This is a genomic window from Pontibacter sp. H249 (assembly GCF_037892465.1).
Taxonomy (GTDB): domain Bacteria; phylum Bacteroidota; class Bacteroidia; order Cytophagales; family Hymenobacteraceae; genus Pontibacter.
The window spans coordinates 125,587-146,412 of sequence record NZ_JBBKTR010000006.1 but is presented as its reverse complement, the minus strand read 5'-3'; the positions used below and the strand labels follow the sequence as shown (position 1 = coordinate 146,412).

Below are 20,826 nucleotides of genomic sequence, written 5' to 3'. Positions count from 1 at the left end.
TATCTAATTATCAAATATGAATCTGTTTGATGTATATCCGCTATTCGATATAACGCCTGTAAAAGCCCAGGGAGCTTATGTTTGGGACGACAATGGCAAACGTTACCTCGATCTTTATGGAGGCCATGCCGTTATTTCTATCGGCCATAGTCACCCGCACTACGTGAAAAGAATTGCCCGTCAGCTCTACGACATCGGCTTCTATTCAAACTCCGTTAAAATGCCGCTGCAGCAGGAACTTGCGAATAAACTGGGCAAAATGAGTGGCTACGACGACTACAGCCTGTTTCTATGCAATTCCGGTGCCGAGGCAAACGAGAACGCATTAAAACTAGCCTCCTTCCATACCGGGCGTAAAAAGGTAATCGCTTTTAAAGGGGCTTTTCATGGTCGTACTTCTGCCGCTGTGGCTGCTACCGACGATCCTAAAATTCAGGCACCCATCAACGAAACGGATAACATCATTTTTCTTCCTTTAAATGATCTCAGTGCATTTGCCAATGCGCTACAAGAGCATGGGCAGGATTTGGCAGCTGTTATCATCGAAGGCATTCAAGGGGTGGGCGGTGTGCAGATACCTGAGGTGGCGTTTATGAAAGCTTTGGCAGCTGGTTGCGAAAAAGTTGGAGCGCTGCTGATCCTGGATGAGGTGCAATCTGGTTATGGCCGTTCTGGTCATTTCTTTGCGCATCAGAACAAAGACATAAAGCCGCACCTGATCACAATGGCAAAGGGTATGGGAAATGGCTTTCCGGTTGGTGGCGTACTCATTTCTCCTGAAATTGAAGCAAAACATGGCATGCTGGGCACCACCTTCGGCGGAAACTACCTGGCGTGTGTTGCTGCAATGGCTGTATTGGAGGTGATGGAGCAGGAAAACCTAATCGAAAATGCGCTCCAAATGGGTAATAGATTAATGAACCAGCTTCGCCATCTGCCGGGTGTTAAAGAAGTACGTGGCAGAGGCTTGATGATAGGTGTGGAACTGAAGCAACCTTGTGCAGGCATCCGCAAACAACTACTGGAGGAGCACGGTATTTTTACAGGCTCATCATCAGATAAAAACACTTTGCGCCTGTTGCCGCCGCTGTGTATCGGAGCGCGAGAAGTACATAAATTCCTGGAGGCATTTGAATCCGTTCTCTTAAAGGTAGAATTACAGGCAGTTTGATGAAGAAGTTTACATCGGTGCAGGACGTTGCCAATCTTCAAGAATTGGTAAACGAAGCCTTGCACCTAAAACAGAACCCTTATAAGTATAAGCATCTTGGCGAGAATAAAACGCTGGGACTGATCTTCCTGAACCCTAGCCTGCGTACCCGCCTGAGCACACAAAAAGCCGCTCTAAACCTGGGAATGAACGTGATGGTGATGAACTTGGATAAAGAAGGTTGGGCACTTGAAACCCAGGAAGGAGCCATCATGAACGGGAATACCGTAGAGCACATCAAAGAAGCAGCTGCCGTGATGGGCGAGTACTGTGATATTTTAGGCATCCGCTCTTTCCCGAAACTGCAGAACCGTGATGAAGACTACAGTGAGCAGCTGCTGCAGCAATTTATTCAGTATGCAGGTATACCAATTGTAAGCCTTGAGTCTGCTACGCGCCACCCACTACAAAGCCTGGCTGATTTGGTAACTATAACAGAGCAAAAACCAACAGGCAGAAAGCCAAAAGTAGTACTTACCTGGGCACCGCATGTAAAAGCAATCCCGCAATGTGTGGCTAACTCGTTTGCTGAGTGGATGGGTCAGGCCGATATGGAGTTGGTAATTACCCACCCTGAAGGGTATGATCTGGCAGATGAATTTACGCAGAACGCTACCGTTACAACAAACCAGGACGAGGCACTGAAAGACGCTGACTTTGTTTATATAAAGAACTGGTCGAGCTACAACGATTATGGCAAAGTTTTAACCGATGGTGAAGGCTGGATGATGACAAACGAAAAGCTGGCGCTTACAAACAAGGCAAAAGTAATGCATTGCCTGCCTGTACGGCGAAATGTGGAGCTGAGTGATGAAATACTGGACGGGCAAAACTCGCTGGTACTGCAGCAAGCCAATAACCGTACTTATGCGGCTCAGGCTGTACTAAAACGCATGCTGGAGGCTTTGTAATTGATCGTTATTGGTTGTTCGTTAATCGTTCATACTGGTGCCGGAGGTGACAAACAGGTACAGCGACATAGCAAAGTATAAATTCAGGGAGAAATGGTGTTTTGTCCTTTGTCTAGAATTACTTTGTTTATGTCACTAGTCAAATAGTCTTTCATTAAAAATGATCATAGTTAAAATAGGCGGAAATATATTGGATAACCCTTCGCGGCTTCGTGATTTTTTGGTTGATTTTTCGAAGCTGCAGGGGCCCAAAGTATTGGTTCATGGTGGGGGCAAAATTGCCTCTGCTTTTGGCCAGCGTTTGGGTATTGAGCCCGTGATGGTAGAGGGCCGCCGCATTACCGATGCCGAAACACTGGAACTGGTAACGATGGTGTATGGAGGTTTGGTAAATAAACAAGTAGTGGCGCAACTGCAGGCGCTGGAATGCAACGCCATCGGCATGACCGGTGCTGACGCCAACGCCATACTTGCCACCATACGTCCTGTGCGCGAAGTAGATTATGGTTTTGCTGGCGATGTTGCCGGTAACGAAAGTATAAATGTCGCTGTCCTGGATGCTATACTTCAGGCCGGTTTAACACCTGTTTTCGCACCACTCACACACGATGGCAAAGGCTCCATGCTAAATACGAATGCTGATACTATAGCCTCTGTACTTGCCACAGCTTTAGCTAAAAAGTATAAGGTAACCTTAATGTACTGCTTTGAAAAAAAAGGTGTACTGGCTGATGCCGATGACGATGAATCTGTGATCCCGCACATCAATCCTATAAAGTATAAAGATCTAAAAGAAGCTGGTGTGGTATCAGCCGGCATGGTGCCTAAATTGGATAACGCCTTTGCAGCACTTAACCAGGGTGTAAACCAGGTATTGATAGGAGAGGCGGAAGCGCTGCTAAGTATAGAAGAAACAGGTAAAGCCTTTGCTGGCACCACCATCAGCTTGGATTAAATGGAGCAGAAAGAGTTATACCAGCAGGCAGTGCAGCTCTTGCAGCAGCTTATCCAAACGCCTTCTTTTAGTAAAGAAGAAGAAAGAACAGCGGCTATACTTGCTGGTTATCTAAAGCAGCATGGGGTGGAGGTTCACCAGAAACAAAATAATGTATGGGCCTTTAACAAAAGTTACAACTCACGGCTGCCAACTATACTTTTAAATTCACACCACGACACCGTAAAGCCAAACCCAGGTTATACCCGAAATCCTTTTGAGGCAAGTATAGAAGAGGGTAAACTATTTGGATTGGGCAGCAACGATGCAGGTGGTTGTCTGGTAAGCCTAGTCGTTACTTTTTTATACTTTTATGAACAGGAGCATTTGAAGTATAACCTAGTGCTGGCTGCTACTGCTGAAGAGGAAATCTCTGGTAGAGAGGGGATTGAGCTTATTCTTCCGCAGTTAGGCGAAATAGATGTTGCTATAGTTGGTGAGCCCACAGAAATGCACTTGGCGGTTGCAGAGAAAGGATTACTTGTGTTGGATTGTGTAGCAAAAGGCAAAGCAGGCCACGCTGCCCGCGAAGAAGGTATTAATGCTATTTATGAGGCCCTTCAGGACATCACCTGGTTTCAAAAGTATAAATTCCAAAAGGAGTCGGAGCATTTGGGGCCGGTGAAGATGAGCGTTACCATGATCACCGCCGGGACCCAACATAATGTGGTACCAGATAATTGCCAGTTTACAGTAGATGTACGACTAACGGATGCTTACACAATGGATGAAGTGCTAGAGACGATAAGGCAAAATGTAAAAGCAGACGTAAAACCGCGTTCCACCAGATTGAAGCCTTCTTCAATTCCGTTGGAGCACCCGCTGGTACAGGCAGGACTGGAAATGGGTCGGAATACTTACGGCTCCCCAACTACCTCAGATCAAGCGCTACTACCAGTTCCTTCTCTCAAACTAGGTCCGGGTTTTTCAGGCCGTTCGCACATGGCAAACGAATTTATTTACCTGCACGAAATTGATGAAGGTATAAAGTTATACATTGAATTACTCGAAAAAGTAATTAAATAAAATGTGTAGGACACCCATTCCTACTCAATAATTCATCATTCAGAATTAAGTTATGAAGCTTTGGCAGAAAGGCACCAGTGTAGCCGCAGAAATTGAAAAGTTTACCGTAGGCAAAGATGCAGTACTGGACATGGAGCTGGCCCGGTTCGACGTGTTAGGTTCGTTGGCACACACACGCATGCTACAAAGTATAAATCTGCTCACTGCCGAAGAACTGGAAGTGCTGCAAGAAGAGCTTAAGAACATCTACCAAAGCATAGAAGCAGGAGAGTTTACTATTGAGGAAGGAGTGGAAGACATACACTCACAAGTAGAGCTAGAACTGACTAAAAGAGTAGGAGAGGCAGGTAAGAAAATTCACAGTGGCCGCTCCCGCAACGACCAGGTTTTACTCGATCTGAAACTATACTTCCGTTACCAGCTGCAGGAATTAGTGCAGGATACAAAAGGGCTTTTTGAAGTGCTGCAGGCACAAAGTGAAAAGTATAAGCATGTGTTGTTACCAGGCTATACACACCTGCAAATAGCCATGCCGTCATCGTTCGGCTTGTGGTTTGGCGCATACGCCGAGAGCCTCGTAGACGACATGCAATTACTTTTGGCTGCCTATAAAATAGCTGATAAAAATCCACTTGGTTCAGCTGCAGGTTATGGATCCTCGTTTCCGCTTAACCGCCAGCTGACAACAGATCTGTTAGGGTTTGAAAGTATGAATTACAACGTGGTGTATGCGCAAATGGGGCGTGGTAAGTCTGAGAAAATTGTAGCTACGGCAATGGCTTCTGTGGCGGCTACGCTGGCAAAAATGAGCATGGACTTATGCTTGTACATGAGCCAGAATTTTGGTTTTATTACGCTTCCGGCACATTTAACTACAGGCTCCAGCATTATGCCGCACAAAAAAAACCCGGATGTGTTTGAGTTGCTTCGTGGCAAGTGCAACAAACTACAGGCCTTACCAACTGAAATTTCAATGCTGCTGATCAACCTGCCATCTGGGTATCACCGTGACCTGCAGCTGCTAAAAGAGAACCTGTTTCCAGCATTTGCTGAACTTAAGAGCTGTCTTCAAATGATGGCCTACATGATGCAGGAGATACAGGTAAAAGAGGATATCCTGAAAGACGAAAAGTATAAATACCTATTTAGCGTAGATGCCGTGAATGCGCTGGTGCTGGAGGGAATGCCATTCAGAGATGCTTATAAAACTATAGGCGAAAGTATAGAAGCTGGTAATTTTGCTAAACCCGATGCCGTAACGCACACCCACGCGGGTAGTATTGGCAACCTCTGTAACGCCGAAATAGCTGTTCAGATGCAGAAAGTCTTGGCACAGTTTAATTTTGAGAAAGTCGAGAAAGCTTTTGCAGAATTGTTAAAATAAGTTCTCTTGATTTAGGCGCTACCAAATATGGAAACAAGTAAAGCTTAAAAGTTCGGTAAAAGTATACCATCACCCCTCAGAAGAGTAAAAGATTCACTCTTCTGAGGGGTGATGGTATATATGATATATCAGGGGTTCTATAAAAAATATGTTGGCGATGTACAGTATGGCTAGATAAAAAGAAACTACTTATTTACCATACGCATAGCCTCACCGGCTACCATGGCAAGTATAATGGGCACTAATATCACAGCAATACCCACAGCAACTATACGCCTAAGTCCCAGTTTCAGCATCAGTGTAGAAACCACGTTGCCGCGCATTTCATTGTAAAAATATTTGCCGGCTTTTGTCATGGGTTTTCCCTTTAGTACCTCCAGCACCTCTTTCCAGTTTCCCTTTTCCAGTTGCCGTTTAATAAAGCCAAGTACGCAGTCTTTTGTAATATAAATCGCCTCAGCTAACTCTTCATGTTTAAGATTAGACCATCTCCTGAGCTGTTGTAACCTGAGTGGAGAAATGTGCGGGAAAAAATTACGCATATGGATCATACGTTTAAATCATAGGTTTAGCAATTGCAGCAACACGTCAGTTTTGGGTAATGAGCTAGTTATTGCATTGGCACGGGCATAATATGTATACTTAAAATGCATATGAAAGTATGCAGAAGTCAATTTAAAAGGTTCTTCAAAACCTGGAGGCAAAGTGTCTTCGGCTCCTACTGCTAACAAAAATGATTCTTTACCGGCCATGCGTCTGCCTAACGCCTTATGTGCTGTTACAATATCCGTCAGTCTGTCGAAAAAAGTTTTCATCAGACCGCTCATTGTATACCAATAAACAGGTGTAGCAAAAACTAGCTGCTCATGCTGCAGCACAACCTCTATCAGTTTTAAGAATTCATCAGAAGCCGGGTAGTTGCCATCATACTTATAGCCATTAACCTTATAATCGAGCAGATCCAGAAGCGCAATATCCTTATCGAGAAACAGCTTATCAATTAGTTTACGAGTGTCGCTGTTTTTTCGTGCACTTCCAAGTATAATTAAGGGAGGTATTTTGTCTGTCATGGAAGCTACTAGTATAAAAGAAATTGTATTAAGCAGTTAAATTTATAAACGCCTTGCCTATACTTGTGCCTGTTTAAAATAATGATGCTAATTTTACGTAGTTTGCCTGTTGAACAAACGTGGCTTAACATTAGTTATCTATCCGAGCTGACGCATATCTAAACATGAATAAAACGTATTGCCCTAGCCTTACCGCATATAAACGCAGAAAAACACGTGTCGTTAACATTGGTGGCATACCGATGGGTGGCGATTACCCGATCAGGGTACAGTCTATGACAACGGTTGATACCATGGATACAGTTGGTTCTGTGGAGCAGTGTATCCGTATGATAGAAGCTGGTTGTGAGTATATAAGAATTACGGCACCAAGTATAAAAGAGGCGGAAAACCTGCAACTTATAAAGGAAGAACTGCGCAAGCGTGGCTATAATGTGCCTCTTGTTGCCGATATTCATTTTACTCCTAATGCCGCAGAGGTTGCTGCCCGTATTGTAGAAAAAGTGCGCGTAAACCCAGGCAATTACGCCGATAAAAAGAAGTTTCAAGTAATAGAGTATGATGATGCCTCGTATCAGGCAGAATTAGATCGTATTCGGGAGCGTTTCGTGCCACTGGTGCGTATCTGCAAAGAGCATGGTACTGCTATGCGCATTGGTACCAACCACGGCTCTTTATCAGACAGAATTTTAAGTCGCTATGGCGATACGCCACTTGGCATGGTGGAAAGTGCACTGGAATTTATTCGTATCTGCGAAGACGAAGGCTACTATGAACTGGTAATATCAATGAAGGCTTCTAACACGCAGGTAATGGTGCAGGCGTACCGTTTGTTGGTTCAGAAGCTGGAAGAAGAGGGCTTACAGCCTTACCCTCTGCACCTGGGCGTAACAGAGGCCGGCGAGGCAGAAGACGGACGTATTAAATCTGCAGTTGGAATTGGTACGTTGCTGGAAGATGGCCTGGGTGATACTGTAAGGGTATCGTTAACAGAGGCACCAGAGGCAGAGGCTCCGGTTGCTCAGGCGCTGATAGACCGCTATACTAACCGTGCAGAAAAAGCGCAGCCCATTCAGGAAATTTGCAACGTTCCGTTAGACCCGTTCCAATACCACCGCCGCGAAACTGTAGAAGTAGAGACTATTGGTGCATCTAATGTACCGCGTGTTATAGCAGATTTAAGTAGGCTGGAAGATATAAAGTATGCAGACCTTAAATGTGTAGGCCATCTTTATTCCATGCTGTTGGATAAGTTTAACATGAACGATCTGGGCGCTGACTTCATCTATACAGGCAATAACCCAATTACTTTCATGTTGCCAAACGGGTTAAAGGAAATAGTAAATTATGACACCTGGTTAACAGCAGCGCAACGTGATGAGTGTCACCCGCTTGTGCCTGCTAAAGTTTACGAAACGGCTACAGAGCATCACAATACGCTTAATTTTATACTTGCCACCATACACGATATTACGCCAGCGTTGATGGAGCGGCTAAAACAGGACAGTACAGCTGTGCTGATGCTGCATACTACCAATGAGCATGCCATGCCAGAGTTGCGTAAGTGCTTCTTCAGGCTGATGAACAACGGTGTACAAACGCCATGCATTATTAAACGGGAGTACGGCAACCTTACAGCCGATCAGGTGCAGCTTTATGCAGCAACCGATGTGGGCGGACTGCTGATAGATGGACTAGGCGATGGCGTAATGCTTAGCACAGAACTCTTACCATTGCAGGAGAAGCAGGAATGGTTGGCTACAATTGATAAGTTAAATAACCTGAGCTTTGGTATACTGCAGGCAGCACGTACGCGTATGAGCAAGACAGAGTACATTAGCTGCCCAAGCTGTGGCCGCACCCTTTTTGATTTGCAGGAAACCACTGCCATGATCCGTAAGCGCACCGACCACCTGAAAGGTGTGAAGATCGGAATTATGGGTTGCATCGTAAATGGCCCAGGCGAGATGGCTGACGCAGATTATGGATATGTAGGAGTAGGTAAAGACAAAATAGCTTTGTACAGAGGCCAAAATGTTATCAAAAAATCTGTTCCTGCTGATAGAGCCGTAGATGAACTGATCGAACTGATTCGGGAAGACAACAGGTGGATTGAACCAGCAGTACTTAAGGAGTAGGAAATAAATCATTTATGTATCCTGTTTGTTACTATACCAGAAGCAGGATACAATTTAGCTTAGAATATTTTTATGAAGGGATTATTTGATTTTAAAGAGGTAGCCACCTACTTTTTTCGTAAGAAGGACCCTAATAGGAAAACCAATTTTAATTTACGTGCCATGCATACTATTAATAAGATATCAATAGTAATGTTTTTAGCCGGTGCTATATATTTTATAATAACTCATTTGTAAGCCAATATAGTAGGTTTAAATAATTGGCTTTGGGTAGAGGAGAATCGTTTGGTTCTCCTTTTTGTGTATAGGTAAGCATAATCTTACACTTAATTTAGCTATGAAATCGTCTTATTTAGGCCTAACTTCTTTCTTTATACTAGCAACATTTGCCTGCAAAGAGCAGCATTTTAATGCTAATGAAATGGCTATAAAAGAATTGCCGCATTGGGCCCTTTCTTCTTTTGAGTCTCGAAGCTTTAGAGGCAGTTACGAGTTTGCAACTGACATTAATCCCTTTTATCTTAACTTGGATGTAGATGGAAATTGTACGCAGGATATAGCTGCCATTGTAGTAGAAAAAGCATCCGGACGGAAAGGTATTGCTGTTTTGCAACATGAATCAGACTCTGTGCAAATCTTTGGGGCTGGCAGACATCATACATTTGGCGGCTCTAACTGGAAGTGGCTGATCGGCTGGAAAGCAGAACAAAGGCTTACCGGCGGCGCAAATGTACCTAAGCACAAAGGAGATGCACTAGTGCTGTTTACGGCAGCAGGAAGTACTAACTGGATGTTTTGGGATGGGAATGAGTGGGAATGGATTGCTCAGTAAATTGAAAAAATGCATATAGAAGATTTCAGAGACTATTGTCTTGCAAAAAAAGGAGTAACAGAAGAATTACCCTTTGATGAAGACACCTTGGTATTTAAAGTAGGAGGCAAGATGTTTGCCTTGTGCAGTATTTTAGAATATAGAAATGGTATTACTTTAAAATGTAACCCAGAAAAGGCTGTAGTATTGCGGGAGCATTATCCTTTACTAATTAAGCCGGGGTATCACATGAATAAAGTAAACTGGAATACCGTGTTGCCAGAAGCAGGCCTTCCTGATGATTTGATTAGAAGCTGGATCGATGACTCCTACCTTTTGGTAGCGACTGGTTTAACGAAAGCTATAAAAGCACAGTACGGCATTTTCTTATAATTTTGGTCCCTAACCTTTTAAGCCAACCGCCCTCGATTTTTCATCCTCTTAATTTGCAATAAAATAACATTACATACACGATATAGGTCTTTGAGACCAAATTAAGCATGTATCTTGATAATAAAAGAGTGCAATTCTACCGTTAAGTTGATTGTTAAATCAATTTTTATTTTTATTATTGAATAACACTCACCTACAAACACCATGATCAAAGAAAACGAAATCGGAATAAAGTCTTTCCGGAACGAATGGCAGAAAGCCAGTATTAGTATTATGTATACGCAGGGTTTCTTATTCAACGCTTATGAAAGCTTCTTCAAAAAGTTTGGCATGACTTCCCAGCAGTACAATGCACTCAGAATTCTACGTGACCAATACCCAAAGCCCGTATCAACATCAGTGCTAAGAGAGAAAATGCTGGACAAGATGTCTGATGCATCGAGGCTGGTAAGCAGGTTAAGTGCTAAAGGACTGGTAGATGTAACTCAAAACCCGTCGGATAAACGCTTGGTAAATATTTTAGTGTCTGAAAGGGGGCTTCAGATTTTAGAATCAATGGATAACTCCCTAAACGAATTAGACGAAAAATTAAGTGGCTTAACTGAAGAGGAAGCCACCACGTTGGTTGCCTTACTCGCAAAAGTTAGGGCATCATTAAAAGAATCAGAAAAGAAAGAATCCGTAACTGCTAATTGATCTAACTATTCCAAAACTTTACTAACCTACCTTAACCGAAAGGGTGAAATGAGGCATAAGTCCAGTTCACCCTTTTTTATTTATAGCAGAGAGAAAGCTAAATTATACTTACTTGATTTACTTCTGTACGAGCATTCTGCTTTATACTTTAGCAATGAATTAGCTAACCTATAAAAACACAAAGCCGCCAAGTTTGGGGCTTGAGCGGCTTTATGCTATAGTTAATTGGTAAGATGGAGTACCCTTATACTACCACATTAATAATTTTGTTTGGCACAATGATGATTTTTTTAACAGGTTTTCCGTCCATGAACTTCTGAACCTGCTCATCTGCCAGTACGGCCTTTTCCATTTCATCTTTTGGCGCATCCAGGGCAAATGTCATCTTAGATCGCGTCTTGCCATTTATAGATACTGGGTACTCAAACGAGTTTTCTGTTAAATATTCTTCTTTCCATTCTGGGTAAGCGGCAAAGGTTATACTTCCTGTATGGCCCAGCTTTTCCCAAAGTTCTTCAGCAATGTGCGGCGCATAAGAAGAAAGCACAATTGTTAAAGGCTCCAATATGGAACGCTTGTTTGTCTTCAACTGCGTCAACTCATTCACGCAAATCATGAAAGTAGAAACAGAAGTGTTGAACGAGAAACGCTCTATGTCTTCCTCTACTTTTTTGATGGTTTTGTGCAGCGACTTAAGTTCTGCGGCAGTAGGAGCATCATCAGACACTATGAAGTTGCCGTCATTGTCGTGGAAGAGCCTCCAGAACTTGCGCAGGAACTTGTGCACACCGTCCATGCCATTGGTGTTCCAAGGCTTGAACTGTTCCAGCGGCCCCAGGAACATCTCGTACATACGCAGCGTATCAGCTCCCTGGCGCTCTACAATGTCATCCGGGTTAACCACGTTATACTTCGACTTCGACATCTTCTCGATCTCAACGCCTACGTTATACTTTCCGTCTTCCAGTATAAACTCAGCATCTGCATTCTCTGGTCTCCAGGTTTTGAAGGCTTCCAGGTCCAGCACGTCATTTTCTACAATGTTCACATCTACGTGCAGCTGCGTGGTTTCATACTGATCTTTCAGGCCAAGCGAAACATACTTGTTGGTGCCGTTGATACGGTACACGAAGTTCGAACGGCCCTGGATCATACCTTGATTGATGAGCTTTTTGAATGGCTCATGTTCTACAACCAGCCCCAAGTCAAACATAAATTTGTTCCAGAAACGGGAGTAGAGTAGGTGACCTGTTGCGTGCTCCGAACCACCGATGTATAAGTCTACATTGCGCCAGTACTCAATTTTATCTTTTTCAGCAAAGGCGTTTCCATTTTGAGGGTCCATGTAGCGGTACCAGTACCAGCTGCTGCCTGCCCAACCCGGCATGGTGCTCAATTCGTATTCGTATTGATTTTCATACTTCCAATCCACGGCACGGCCAAGTGGCGGCTCACCGGTTTCAGTTGGTAAGTAAGCATCAATTTTAGGTAGTTCGAGCGGCAACTCTTCATTATTCAGTAACTGCGGAATACCATCTTTAAAGTATACTGGCACCGGCTCGCCCCAATAACGCTGGCGGCTAAACACAGCATCGCGCATACGGTATTGCACACGACCCTTGCCAACACCCAGTTCTTCAGCTTTGGCTATACCTGCTTTAATTGCCTCCTTCACTTCTAGTCCGTTAAGTAAACCAGAGTTGATGATCTTACCTTCTTTAGCTGCATAGGCTTCTTCTTCCAGGTTTCCGCCAGCAACTACTTCTCTTATTGGTAAATTAAAATGCTTTGCAAAGGCATAATCACGGCTATCGTGGCCAGGCACGGCCATTACTGCACCTGTACCATAACCTGCCAGTACATAATCTGCAATCCAGATCGGCACACGCTCTTCTGATATAGGGTTGATGGCATAAGCACCGGTAAATACTCCGCTAACGGTTTTCACATCCGTCATACGCTCACGCTCCGAACGGTTTTTAGCCACCTGCACATATGCTTCTACCTGCTGGCGTTGCTCCTCAGTTGTAATCTGTGCTACCAGTTCATGCTCTGGTGCCAGCACTACAAACGATGCCCCAAAAATAGTATCGATGCGGGTTGTGAAAACTTTAATGTGACCATCGTCCTCAATGGCAAAATCCAGCTCAGCACCCACTGATTTACCGATCCAGTTACGTTGCATCTCTTTTACCGGCTCTGGCCAGTCGATCTCCTCCAGGCCCTGTAGCAAACGCTCTGCATAAGCGGTGATGCGCATCATCCACTGACGCATTTTTTTGCGCTCTACCGGGTAACCTCCACGTTCAGAAACTCCACCTACAACCTCGTCGTTTGCCAGTACTGTACCCAGCGCAGGGCACCAGTTTACTACAGCTTCAGCAACATAAGTAAGTCTATATTTTAAGAGCATCTCTGCCTGCTGCTGCTCGTTCATGGCTTTCCAGTCTGCTGCGGTAAAAGCAGGCGTATCGTCGTCGCAGGCGGCATTTATATTAGCATTGCCGTTGGCTTCAAATTCGGTAATCAACTTGTCTATACTTTCAGCCTTATCCGAAGTATAGTTATAGTAGCTATTAAACAGCTGCTTAAAAATCCACTGTGTCCACTTATAGTAGTTCGGATCGGAAGTACGGATTTCACGTTGCCAATCAAAAGAGAAACCAATGTTCTTCAGCTGCTCAATGTAGCGGGCAATATTCTGCTCGGTAGTTATGGCCGGGTGCTGACCAGTTTGGATGGCGTATTGCTCAGCTGGCAAACCAAATGAGTCGAATCCCATGGGGTGTAGCACGTTAAATCCTTTTAGGCGCTTATAACGGCTTACAATGTCAGAGGCGATATAACCAAGCGGGTGGCCTACATGCAGACCTGCACCTGACGGATACGGAAACATATCCAGGGCGTAGTATTTTGGTTTATCGTTGCTTTCTTTGGCTTTAAACGTCTGGTTTTCTTCCCAGTAACGCTGCCATTTCTTCTCAATCTGGTAGAAATTATACTCTGACATTGTTTATAGTGTAATCGCTTGTTCTTAGTTAAGCTGCAATTTAATTGTTAATTATTGGATTGTTAAATTGTTGAATGGTTAAATTGTTGTTTGTATTGCTAATTCTGAAATCTCTAATTCAGCAATTAATTATCTTTGCATCATGAATAAGCAGAAAGAAGACCTACTAGATATTCTTCACCTCATTTACGTGATGGACCCAATGTGCTCCTGGTGCTATGGTTTTGCACCTGTAATCAAAAAAACAATTGAAGAGCAGCAGGGCACGATGCAGTTTAAACTGGTGCTAGGAGGCTTGCGTCCCGGAACAGAAAAGCCGCTGGAGGAGCAGATGAAGGAAAGTATAAAGCAGCACTGGCAAGACGTGGACCAGGTAACAGGCCAGCCTTTTGATTATACTTTTTTTGAGCGGGAGAATTTTGTGTATGATACAGAACCAGCTTGCCGTGCCGTGGTAACCATGCGTTATCTGAAGCCGGAACTGGAATTTGAGATGGCAGAGGCGATACAGAGTGCTTTTTACGCCAACAACAACGATGTAACAAAACCGGAAGTGCTGGCAAGTATAGCTTTGCAGTTTGGTATAAGTGAAGAAGAGTTTCTGGAGAAGTTTAATGAGGAGGAGATGCTGGAGAAAACAAAACAAGATTTTGTGATAGCACGCCATCTGCAGGCAACCGCTTTCCCGAGTTTATACATTCTTAACGGTACTAATATACATTTGGTGAGTAGGGGCTACAGGCCTTACGATGGCTTGGCTGCACACCTGAAGCGGGTATTAAATGAAATAGCTCCCGACCAGAACCCAACATTATAAGTTTAAAGCTGCAGCCGCTACTGCAGCTTTTTTATTGCTATACTAGCTGATTTTCCAAAAGTTTGTATCCTGCGTATGCAACAGTAGGTAAGCTGTTGCTCTATGAAAAACCATCGCAATACCGGTTATTGCCAAATATCAAAAAGATACCTGCCGCTGCAGCAGTTGGTACATGGCACCAGTATACGCAAAACTATTTTGGATCTTATCAAAGCCGACCATCCAGATTTTGACGAGCATAAATACATCGCACTGAAGGTGCTAAACCGATACCGTAGTATTTACCTCGAAAAGTTGCTTGCGCATGAGATGGGAGAAATTTCGGAGCTTGAAAAAGAAGTTATCCAAAGTATAAATAATAAAGAACTGCTTTCTGCCAATATAGAAGATGAACTCGTGGAGAAGCTAACACTTGGTGAACGCCTCTCCGACAAAATAGCCTCATTTGGTGGAAGCTGGACATTTATCACAATCTTCTTCTCTTTCATCTTTCTGTGGATGATAATTAATGTATACCTTATAACTAAGCGCCCTTTCGATCCTTACCCTTTTATACTTTTAAATCTGATTCTATCGTGTTTGGCTGCCATACAGGCCCCAATTATAATGATGAGCCAGAACAGAAAAGAAGCTAAAGACCGACAGCGCTCAGAGTATGATTACCAGGTAAACCTGAAGGCAGAGTTGGAAATAAGGCTGCTGCACGAAAAAATGGACCACATGATTATAAACCAGAATCAGCGCCTGCTGGAGATACAGCAAATCCAGATCGACCTGCTCGAAGATCTTACACAGCGTCTAAAGAAATAATTCCTATATTAGTGCGTCTTTCCTAATGCTCATCCGTCTTCTTGTTAAGAAGTAAATTATATAAGATTATGGTGAAAGCATTTATTTTCGGGTTAACGATTGCTATTGCAATTGGCCCTATCGCGGTTCTGATCATCAACAGAGGACTTACGAGCGGTTTGCGAAGCGGTGTGGTGAGTGGAGTAGGAGCAGCCCTGGCCGATTTCACTTATGGTATACTTGCCTTTACTATAGGAACTTTAGTAGTTAGTTACCTGCACATGAACCAGCTATACTTTAGCTACGCCACTGCCGTTATTTTATTTCTTTTCGGTATTTGGATGCACAAGGGAAGTTTAATGGCTGCCCCTTCATCCCATACAGAATCTAATAACTCCCACCATGTAAATTATCTTTTCTCAACCTATCTGCTCACCATTGTAAATCCGCTGACCATCATACTTTTCCTGGGCTTCTCTGGCCAGTTAATATCGCCTGTAACAGGTATTATAGAGATTGTGGCACTGTCAGCAGCTATTTTTGCTGGTAGTTTAAGCGTACAACTACTACTGGCTATATTCGGTGCCTCGCTAGGCAGGTTTATCAGGGACCCAAAGGTGATCAAACTGCTGAATGTTGCCAGCAGCATCCTGATCATTCTTTTTGGAATAGCCGGTCTTCTTTAGGACTGATTTTATACTTTAATCAGCAACCATTGAGTGCTGTAAAGGATCTACACCATTCCAGGTACCTTTGCTGGCAATAGGTTTGAAGCGGGCAAAGAGCTCTTCAGAGTACCAATTCTCTGATCGGGTGCGGCGCATTACTTCCTGGTGCAGCGGGTTTTTATAAGCATATTGTCGCATGGCCTCCATACTTTCCCAGATACTAAAAGTTGCCTGTCGCACAAACGGAAGTTCACCTAAGCCAATTGAGCAGATCAAGCCTACTGCATTATCCAAGGCCTTACTTGTTTTGGGTACAAACTTCCAAAAGCCAGGCAAAGCTCTCCAGTTTATACTTGCTCGGGTAAGTACTGCAATTGGCCCATCATTATACTTTTCAGAAAGGGTAGGAGAGAACGGTTCCTGCTTATCCCATTGCCCATGCGATTGGTAAGGCAGCAGTTTCACTGTCCAGCTCTCAAAAGTATGATTATTATACTCCTGCATTAACGCTGAGCGGTTCAGGAAATTATCTGCGGCCTCTTCGCTTTGCCAGGTGCAAAGCATGCCATAGCGCTTAAAATTGGGCTTAATGCTGAAGCCTTTTCCGTGTCCGCTGCCAAGTAGCTTATAAAATATGAGCCCAGGCACTTTAGCCAGCTCAGCACCGGATGTACCCATTTGTGATAATCCCCAACGGAGGTGGCCATCTTTTACACCAAATAAGGTAAGTGTGGTTAAACGGGCGTTACTGCTAGTTTCGGGCTCCAAAAGTATAGTTTCTTAAGTTTAAATAAGATTGGCTTACATGAAAACACCTGCTAAACGGTAATGTTTAGCAGGTGTTTTCATGTAAGCTATAGGTAATATGTTATACCTACATGTTTATTTTTTCGTTGTCGCCAGGTCTTGGTCTTTCACCGGTGATAGCTGCTTTTGCCATACCATATAAATGCACTAAAACACTGTTCGGTGCATCCCAATACTCTGCTTTTTCTATCGTGACTTTGATCAACCCCACATTCGGATCGTCCTTACCGTTCGGAAACCATGCTTTCAGAGCCGGATTCCAGAGTTCGTCGATTTTCTGCTGGTCCTTAATTAAACTAGCCCTACCCGATACCGAAACATATAATTCATCCTCAGGTTCGGCATAACTTAGGTTTACATGCGCATCGTTATCTTTAATTTCATGCGATTTGGCCGATTCATATCCTGTAAAGAACCATAGCACGCCATCCTCATTTACCTTCTGCGTACGCATCGGTCTACTGCGCAGGCTTCCGTCATCATCTACCGTAGTCATCATGGCAATGTCTACGTCTTTTATCATATCTATCAGTTTGTCCAGGTTTTCCTGTTTGTTTTGATTGTTATCCATAGTTTTATACTTTGTGGTAATGTGGTTTTGCTTACGACGCTAAACTGTTAAGGGTTTATTGCCGTGTATTACTAAACTGTACAGTTCTGACAACAGCTTTTATACTTCATTGTTTAACCCATTTTAATTTAGATACTTAAAAATTGAATTTTCTGGCCCACGCATTTTTATCTGGCGATAACCCTGAGCTACTACTAGGTAATTTTATTGCGGATACTGTGAAAGGCAAACAGGCAGAACTTTATACTTTAGAAGTTGCCAAAGGTATAAAGCTGCATCGCCTGATTGATTCGTACACCGATACCCATAATGTTGTAGCAGAAACCAAAACACGCCTGCGCCCCAAGTACCGCAAGTTTGCACCTGTTATTGCCGATATTTTCTATGATCATTTTCTGGCCAGCAGATTTGAGGTTTACGCTGAGGAGCCTCTTGCACCTTACACCCAAAAAGTATATAGTATAGTTAGTGCCTCTTTGCACCTTTTGCCGGAACGCATGAAGTATACGTTTGACCACATGCAGCGCCATAACTGGCTGCTAGGTTATGCTGAGTTAGAGGGAATAGGCAGAGCATTAACCGGTATGAGCCGCAGGGCTTCCTTCGCATCCGGCATGGAGACGGCGGTACATGAACTAGAGGAAAATTATACTTTATATGCAGCAGAGTTCAACGCCTTTTTCCCGGAGCTCATAAAGTATGTGGAGGAGGTAAAGCCTAGTCTTTGACCAAATAAAAATGGGTTTAATTGATTTGTTGGACCCGGTAAAGCAGAAAAAAAGCACAGGCGTTAAACCTGTGCTTTATACTTTTGGATTCAACTTTATAGATTAAAATCGGAAAGTAATCCTATTCATCTTTAAATATTGTAATCCCTAATTCTTAGTGATGTACGCCGCCTTCACCGTGCACATGCCCATGATCTAATTCTTCCTGTGTAGCCTCACGAACTTTTGCTACTGTGCCTTTAAAGTATAACTCCTTACCGGCAAGTGGGTGGTTAAAGTCCATTGTAACGGCATCACCTTTTACCTCTTTCACACGACCCTGCAGTTGGTTGCCTTCGCTGTCGGTCATCGGGATAAAGTTGCCTACTTCCAGCATGTTATCCGGAATGCTGCCTTCTACTTCGAATACGTTCTTTGGCAGGTCTACAACAGCGTCAGGATTGATCTCTCCGTAACCTTCTTCTGAATCCAATTTAAAATCAAATGTTTCGCCTTCGCTAAGGCCGGCAAGGCTATCTTCAAACTGATCTGGAAGACCGCTCATGCCATATATAAATACCATCGGATGCTCTTCATTAGCAGTTTCAACCAGGCTCTGCTCTCCGTTTTCGTCTAAAATTCTTAGCTCGTAGGTGAGCGTTACCACTTTGTTTTTCTCTATTTTCATGTTTTAGAGGTTTTGTTTCTCAATTTCGGTAAGGTACTAAAATTATAGGCCTTCCTCTAATCTATACTCCTAATTTTGGATATTTGATACCCTTACGGCATAATCTCCGATAGCTCCCAAGCGCTACGATATGCATTTATACTTTCTGTGTAAGCCAGGAAAGCAGCATAAAAAGGATGATTGCTAAGTGTGGCACTATCACCCACGATCACAAGTTTTTTCTTGGCACGCGTCATGGCTACATTCATACGGCGGATATCGGACAGAAACCCGATCTCGCCTTGTTCGTTACTGCGCGTCATGCTGATATAGATGATATCTCGCTCCTGGCCCTGGAAACTATCCACGGTACCAACAGACAGGTGCCGCTTTTGCCGTAGCTCGTGCAGATGCGGGATGTGCTCAACCTTATCTTCCAGGTAATTGATCTGTGCGCGATAAGGGGCAATCACACCAATGCGCAGGTGTTCTACTTCTTCATCGGCATGCGTATAATCCTTTAGCAGGTGCACCAGGTGGTTCAGCAGCAGATCAGCTTCATCGGGGTTGGCAGAACTTTGTGCCTCCGGGTTCACTACTTCATTATAACCGCATCCGGCAGTATCAACAAACTCTACAGCCAAGCCGGGAGGGAAGTGTGCATTAAATTCATGCAGATCGCTGCTGTGCACACTCTCATGAGCCATTAGTTCGCTGTGGTAAAACTGCTGGTTCGAGAACTCCATGATGTGGTGATGCATGCGATACTGTGTCTTCAGCATTACCGCTACATCTGGTTGCCTTTCAATGCACTTCTCAAATAAGGTCTTGCCCAAACCACCTTTCTCGGCCTCAAAAGACTTAACCGTAGGTGGCAGCTGGCAATGATCACCGGCCAGCACTACGCGCTTAGCACGGGTAATCGGAACCCAGCACGCCGGTTCCAGGGCCTGTGCCGCCTCGTCAATAAATACGGTGTCGTACTCCAGGTGGCGGATGGCTTTGTTGGCTGCACCTACCAGCGTACAGGTAATTACCTGCACATTGTTTAGTAGGTCTTCGGTGATATACTCTTCAATACGGTCAGCTTCTACCAGCATGCGGTGGCTTTCGGCTTTAAAGAACTGGCGCTGCGCCCGCTCTTCGTGTCCAAACTTACGCTTAAACTGATAAGCCATGCGCTTATACTCTTCGGCTGTTTTGCGGTAGTCTTTTAGGCTTTTATAAGAGCGGTGGTTCATGATCTGCGCATCCAGCGTATGCTCCAGCAGCACATCCGACACCCGCGACGGATTACCAATACGGATTACATTCACACCTTCGTTAGCCAGCTTCTCTGTGAGCAGGTCTACCGCTGTATTAGAAGGGGCAGTTACCAAAAGGCGCTTCTGCGTTTCCAGCGTTTTAAGTATGGCCTGCACAAGCGTAGTTGTCTTACCTGTACCCGGAGGGCCATGTATGATCGCCACGTCTTTAGCCTGCACAATTTTCTGGACCGCCTCGTTCTGCGATGGGTTAAGTACAGGAATAGGAGAGATGGTAGCATCAGTAAAGCGTGCCGGTACATCTCCTAAAAGTATATCGCGCAGTTCAGCCAGACGTGTTTTGTAGGCCTCCATTACCTTTTTCATGGCTATCTCCATCTCACGATAGCTCATTTCGTCGAAAGTCAGGTCGAGGCCAAGGCGTCCGTCTTCTACCCAGTCAGGCAGGTCTTCGCGGTTGGTGGCAAGTATAACTTTGTTGCGCTTGATGCCTACAATAACCCCATTCAGCGACTGACGCTCTCCGTTGTTACTGAACAAAGCTGCCGTTTTACCAGCCTGGAAAAGGTGCAACTGGTCACGGTCTTTCGTACGCTCCAGCTCAATTACCACTTTACTTCCAAAGCCGATTTCCTCTTTTACAATAGTTACAGGATACCAGCAAAAGCCCATTCCCTTACGCTCTGCAATCGTGCTTTTCAGGCTCTTGATCTTATACTGCTGGCGGTCTTCTTCCTGCTCAATTTTAAGCAGTTCCTGTACCTGTCTTAGCTCTAATAATATCTCACTCATGTATGTATAAACAAGAAAGGCTGGTTATAAAACGCCAGCCTCTCCGCAATCTTATGTTAAGTTTAAAATGCTTGTAATCAGCGATCAAAGTATAACAATA

At 44.1% G+C, this 20,826-nt stretch carries 21 protein-coding genes; 14 read left to right on the top strand and 7 right to left on the bottom strand.

The window, feature by feature from the left end; genetic code table 11:
- Positions 1–16 precede the first annotated feature (16 nt).
- The 5 genes from WG943_RS09995 (at position 17) to argH (ending at position 5,525) form a co-directional block, all read left to right on the top strand.
- Positions 17–1,171: an aspartate aminotransferase family protein gene (locus tag WG943_RS09995; RefSeq protein ID WP_340408644.1), complete on the top strand. Its 1,155-nt coding sequence runs from the start codon at positions 17–19 to the stop codon at positions 1,169–1,171.
- A complete protein-coding gene (locus tag WG943_RS09990) occupies positions 1,171–2,121 on the top strand; it encodes an acetylornithine carbamoyltransferase (RefSeq protein ID WP_340408643.1) in 951 nt (316 codons plus the stop codon). The genes WG943_RS09995 and WG943_RS09990 overlap by 1 nt, the downstream gene beginning before the upstream one ends.
- 160 nt (positions 2,122–2,281) lie before the next feature.
- The gene (argB, locus tag WG943_RS09985; RefSeq protein WP_340408641.1) at positions 2,282–3,076 is read left to right on the top strand and encodes an acetylglutamate kinase; all 795 of its coding nucleotides are present in this window, start codon (positions 2,282–2,284) and stop codon (positions 3,074–3,076) included.
- Positions 3,077–4,141, top strand: a complete 1,065-nt coding sequence (locus tag WG943_RS09980; protein WP_340408639.1) for a M20 family metallo-hydrolase — start codon at positions 3,077–3,079, stop codon at positions 4,139–4,141.
- A 52-nt stretch (positions 4,142–4,193) separates the two neighbouring features.
- Positions 4,194–5,525 (top strand): argininosuccinate lyase, encoded by a 1,332-nt coding sequence (gene argH / locus WG943_RS09975; protein ID WP_340408637.1) that lies wholly within the window; start codon positions 4,194–4,196, stop codon positions 5,523–5,525.
- Between the two features lie 185 nt (positions 5,526–5,710).
- Here the strand turns inward: argH and WG943_RS09970 are convergent, their stop codons facing one another.
- Entirely contained in the window at positions 5,711–6,076 is a 366-nt protein-coding gene (locus WG943_RS09970; protein WP_340408635.1) for a hypothetical protein, read from the bottom strand.
- Between the two features lie 9 nt (positions 6,077–6,085).
- On the bottom strand, positions 6,086–6,595 hold the full coding sequence (locus WG943_RS09965; RefSeq protein WP_340408634.1) for a flavodoxin family protein: 510 nt from the start codon (positions 6,593–6,595) through the stop codon (positions 6,086–6,088).
- A gap of 164 nt (positions 6,596–6,759) precedes the next feature.
- On the opposite strand from WG943_RS09965, the gene ispG reads away from it, so the two are divergent.
- From ispG to WG943_RS09940, 5 genes are all read left to right on the top strand, one after another.
- On the top strand, positions 6,760–8,733 hold the full coding sequence (ispG, locus tag WG943_RS09960; protein WP_340408633.1) for a (E)-4-hydroxy-3-methylbut-2-enyl-diphosphate synthase: 1,974 nt from the start codon (positions 6,760–6,762) through the stop codon (positions 8,731–8,733).
- A gap of 72 nt (positions 8,734–8,805) precedes the next feature.
- Positions 8,806–8,970, top strand: coding sequence for a DUF6728 family protein (locus WG943_RS09955; protein ID WP_340408631.1), 165 nt, complete (start codon positions 8,806–8,808; stop codon positions 8,968–8,970).
- A gap of 100 nt (positions 8,971–9,070) precedes the next feature.
- Positions 9,071–9,565: a hypothetical protein gene (locus WG943_RS09950; RefSeq protein ID WP_340408629.1), complete on the top strand. Its 495-nt coding sequence runs from the start codon at positions 9,071–9,073 to the stop codon at positions 9,563–9,565.
- Between the two features lie 9 nt (positions 9,566–9,574).
- Positions 9,575–9,937 carry an MmcQ/YjbR family DNA-binding protein gene (locus WG943_RS09945; protein ID WP_340408628.1) on the top strand — a complete coding sequence of 121 codons (363 nt, stop codon included), beginning with the start codon at positions 9,575–9,577 and terminating at the stop codon, positions 9,935–9,937.
- Positions 9,938–10,141: 204 nt separating this feature from the next.
- Positions 10,142–10,633: a MarR family winged helix-turn-helix transcriptional regulator gene (locus tag WG943_RS09940; protein ID WP_340408626.1), complete on the top strand. Its 492-nt coding sequence runs from the start codon at positions 10,142–10,144 to the stop codon at positions 10,631–10,633.
- Between the two features lie 244 nt (positions 10,634–10,877).
- On the opposite strand, the gene leuS is transcribed toward WG943_RS09940, so the two are convergent.
- Positions 10,878–13,643 carry a leucine--tRNA ligase gene (leuS, locus tag WG943_RS09935; RefSeq protein ID WP_340408624.1) on the bottom strand — a complete coding sequence of 922 codons (2,766 nt, stop codon included), beginning with the start codon at positions 13,641–13,643 and terminating at the stop codon, positions 10,878–10,880.
- A 142-nt stretch (positions 13,644–13,785) separates the two neighbouring features.
- On the opposite strand from leuS, the gene WG943_RS09930 reads away from it, so the two are divergent.
- The 3 genes from WG943_RS09930 (at position 13,786) to WG943_RS09920 (ending at position 15,935) form a co-directional block, all read left to right on the top strand.
- Entirely contained in the window at positions 13,786–14,460 is a 675-nt protein-coding gene (locus tag WG943_RS09930) for a DsbA family protein (RefSeq protein WP_340408623.1), read from the top strand.
- A gap of 102 nt (positions 14,461–14,562) precedes the next feature.
- Positions 14,563–15,270 (top strand): DUF1003 domain-containing protein, encoded by a 708-nt coding sequence (locus WG943_RS09925; RefSeq protein WP_340408621.1) that lies wholly within the window; start codon positions 14,563–14,565, stop codon positions 15,268–15,270.
- Between the two features lie 68 nt (positions 15,271–15,338).
- Positions 15,339–15,935, top strand: a complete 597-nt coding sequence (locus tag WG943_RS09920) for a LysE family translocator (RefSeq protein ID WP_340408619.1) — start codon at positions 15,339–15,341, stop codon at positions 15,933–15,935.
- A 15-nt stretch (positions 15,936–15,950) separates the two neighbouring features.
- Here the strand turns inward: WG943_RS09920 and WG943_RS09915 are convergent, their stop codons facing one another.
- Together WG943_RS09915 and WG943_RS09910 are read right to left on the bottom strand one after the other, a co-directional pair.
- Positions 15,951–16,685 carry a spheroidene monooxygenase gene (locus WG943_RS09915; protein ID WP_340408617.1) on the bottom strand — a complete coding sequence of 245 codons (735 nt, stop codon included), beginning with the start codon at positions 16,683–16,685 and terminating at the stop codon, positions 15,951–15,953.
- Between the two features lie 106 nt (positions 16,686–16,791).
- Positions 16,792–17,295 carry a pyridoxamine 5'-phosphate oxidase family protein gene (locus WG943_RS09910; protein WP_340408616.1) on the bottom strand — a complete coding sequence of 168 codons (504 nt, stop codon included), beginning with the start codon at positions 17,293–17,295 and terminating at the stop codon, positions 16,792–16,794.
- Positions 17,296–17,438: 143 nt separating this feature from the next.
- Here WG943_RS09910 and WG943_RS09905 point away from each other — a divergent pair, with 143 nt between their 5' ends.
- Positions 17,439–18,023 (top strand): acyl carrier protein phosphodiesterase, encoded by a 585-nt coding sequence (locus WG943_RS09905; protein ID WP_340408614.1) that lies wholly within the window; start codon positions 17,439–17,441, stop codon positions 18,021–18,023.
- A gap of 154 nt (positions 18,024–18,177) precedes the next feature.
- Here WG943_RS09905 and WG943_RS09900 read toward each other — a convergent pair whose 3' ends face one another.
- Together WG943_RS09900 and WG943_RS09895 are read right to left on the bottom strand one after the other, a co-directional pair.
- The gene (locus WG943_RS09900; protein WP_340408613.1) at positions 18,178–18,690 is read right to left on the bottom strand and encodes an FKBP-type peptidyl-prolyl cis-trans isomerase; all 513 of its coding nucleotides are present in this window, start codon (positions 18,688–18,690) and stop codon (positions 18,178–18,180) included.
- Positions 18,691–18,782: 92 nt separating this feature from the next.
- The gene (locus WG943_RS09895) at positions 18,783–20,726 is read right to left on the bottom strand and encodes an AAA domain-containing protein (RefSeq protein ID WP_340408612.1); all 1,944 of its coding nucleotides are present in this window, start codon (positions 20,724–20,726) and stop codon (positions 18,783–18,785) included.
- Positions 20,727–20,826 lie beyond the last annotated feature (100 nt).

Excerpts from the sequence above, each read along its gene's own strand:
- WG943_RS09995 (WP_340408644.1), top strand. The coding sequence starts at position 17 with ATGAATCTGTTTGATGTATATCCGCTATTCGATATAACGCCTGTAAAA.
- WG943_RS09990 (WP_340408643.1), top strand. The coding sequence starts at position 1,171 with ATGAAGAAGTTTACATCGGTGCAGGACGTTGCCAATCTTCAAGAATTG.
- argB (WP_340408641.1), top strand. The coding sequence starts at position 2,282 with ATGATCATAGTTAAAATAGGCGGAAATATATTGGATAACCCTTCGCGG.
- WG943_RS09980 (WP_340408639.1), top strand. The coding sequence starts at position 3,077 with ATGGAGCAGAAAGAGTTATACCAGCAGGCAGTGCAGCTCTTGCAGCAG.
- argH (WP_340408637.1), top strand. The coding sequence starts at position 4,194 with ATGAAGCTTTGGCAGAAAGGCACCAGTGTAGCCGCAGAAATTGAAAAG.
- WG943_RS09970 (WP_340408635.1), bottom strand. The coding sequence starts at position 6,076 with ATGATCCATATGCGTAATTTTTTCCCGCACATTTCTCCACTCAGGTTA.
- WG943_RS09965 (WP_340408634.1), bottom strand. The coding sequence starts at position 6,595 with ATGACAGACAAAATACCTCCCTTAATTATACTTGGAAGTGCACGAAAA.
- ispG (WP_340408633.1), top strand. The coding sequence starts at position 6,760 with ATGAATAAAACGTATTGCCCTAGCCTTACCGCATATAAACGCAGAAAA.
- WG943_RS09955 (WP_340408631.1), top strand. The coding sequence starts at position 8,806 with ATGAAGGGATTATTTGATTTTAAAGAGGTAGCCACCTACTTTTTTCGT.
- WG943_RS09950 (WP_340408629.1), top strand. The coding sequence starts at position 9,071 with ATGAAATCGTCTTATTTAGGCCTAACTTCTTTCTTTATACTAGCAACA.
- WG943_RS09945 (WP_340408628.1), top strand. The coding sequence starts at position 9,575 with ATGCATATAGAAGATTTCAGAGACTATTGTCTTGCAAAAAAAGGAGTA.
- WG943_RS09940 (WP_340408626.1), top strand. The coding sequence starts at position 10,142 with ATGATCAAAGAAAACGAAATCGGAATAAAGTCTTTCCGGAACGAATGG.
- leuS (WP_340408624.1), bottom strand. The coding sequence starts at position 13,643 with ATGTCAGAGTATAATTTCTACCAGATTGAGAAGAAATGGCAGCGTTAC.
- WG943_RS09930 (WP_340408623.1), top strand. The coding sequence starts at position 13,786 with ATGAATAAGCAGAAAGAAGACCTACTAGATATTCTTCACCTCATTTAC.
- WG943_RS09925 (WP_340408621.1), top strand. The coding sequence starts at position 14,563 with ATGAAAAACCATCGCAATACCGGTTATTGCCAAATATCAAAAAGATAC.
- WG943_RS09920 (WP_340408619.1), top strand. The coding sequence starts at position 15,339 with ATGGTGAAAGCATTTATTTTCGGGTTAACGATTGCTATTGCAATTGGC.
- WG943_RS09910 (WP_340408616.1), bottom strand. The coding sequence starts at position 17,295 with ATGGATAACAATCAAAACAAACAGGAAAACCTGGACAAACTGATAGAT.
- WG943_RS09900 (WP_340408613.1), bottom strand. The coding sequence starts at position 18,690 with ATGAAAATAGAGAAAAACAAAGTGGTAACGCTCACCTACGAGCTAAGA.
- WG943_RS09895 (WP_340408612.1), bottom strand. The coding sequence starts at position 20,726 with ATGAGTGAGATATTATTAGAGCTAAGACAGGTACAGGAACTGCTTAAA.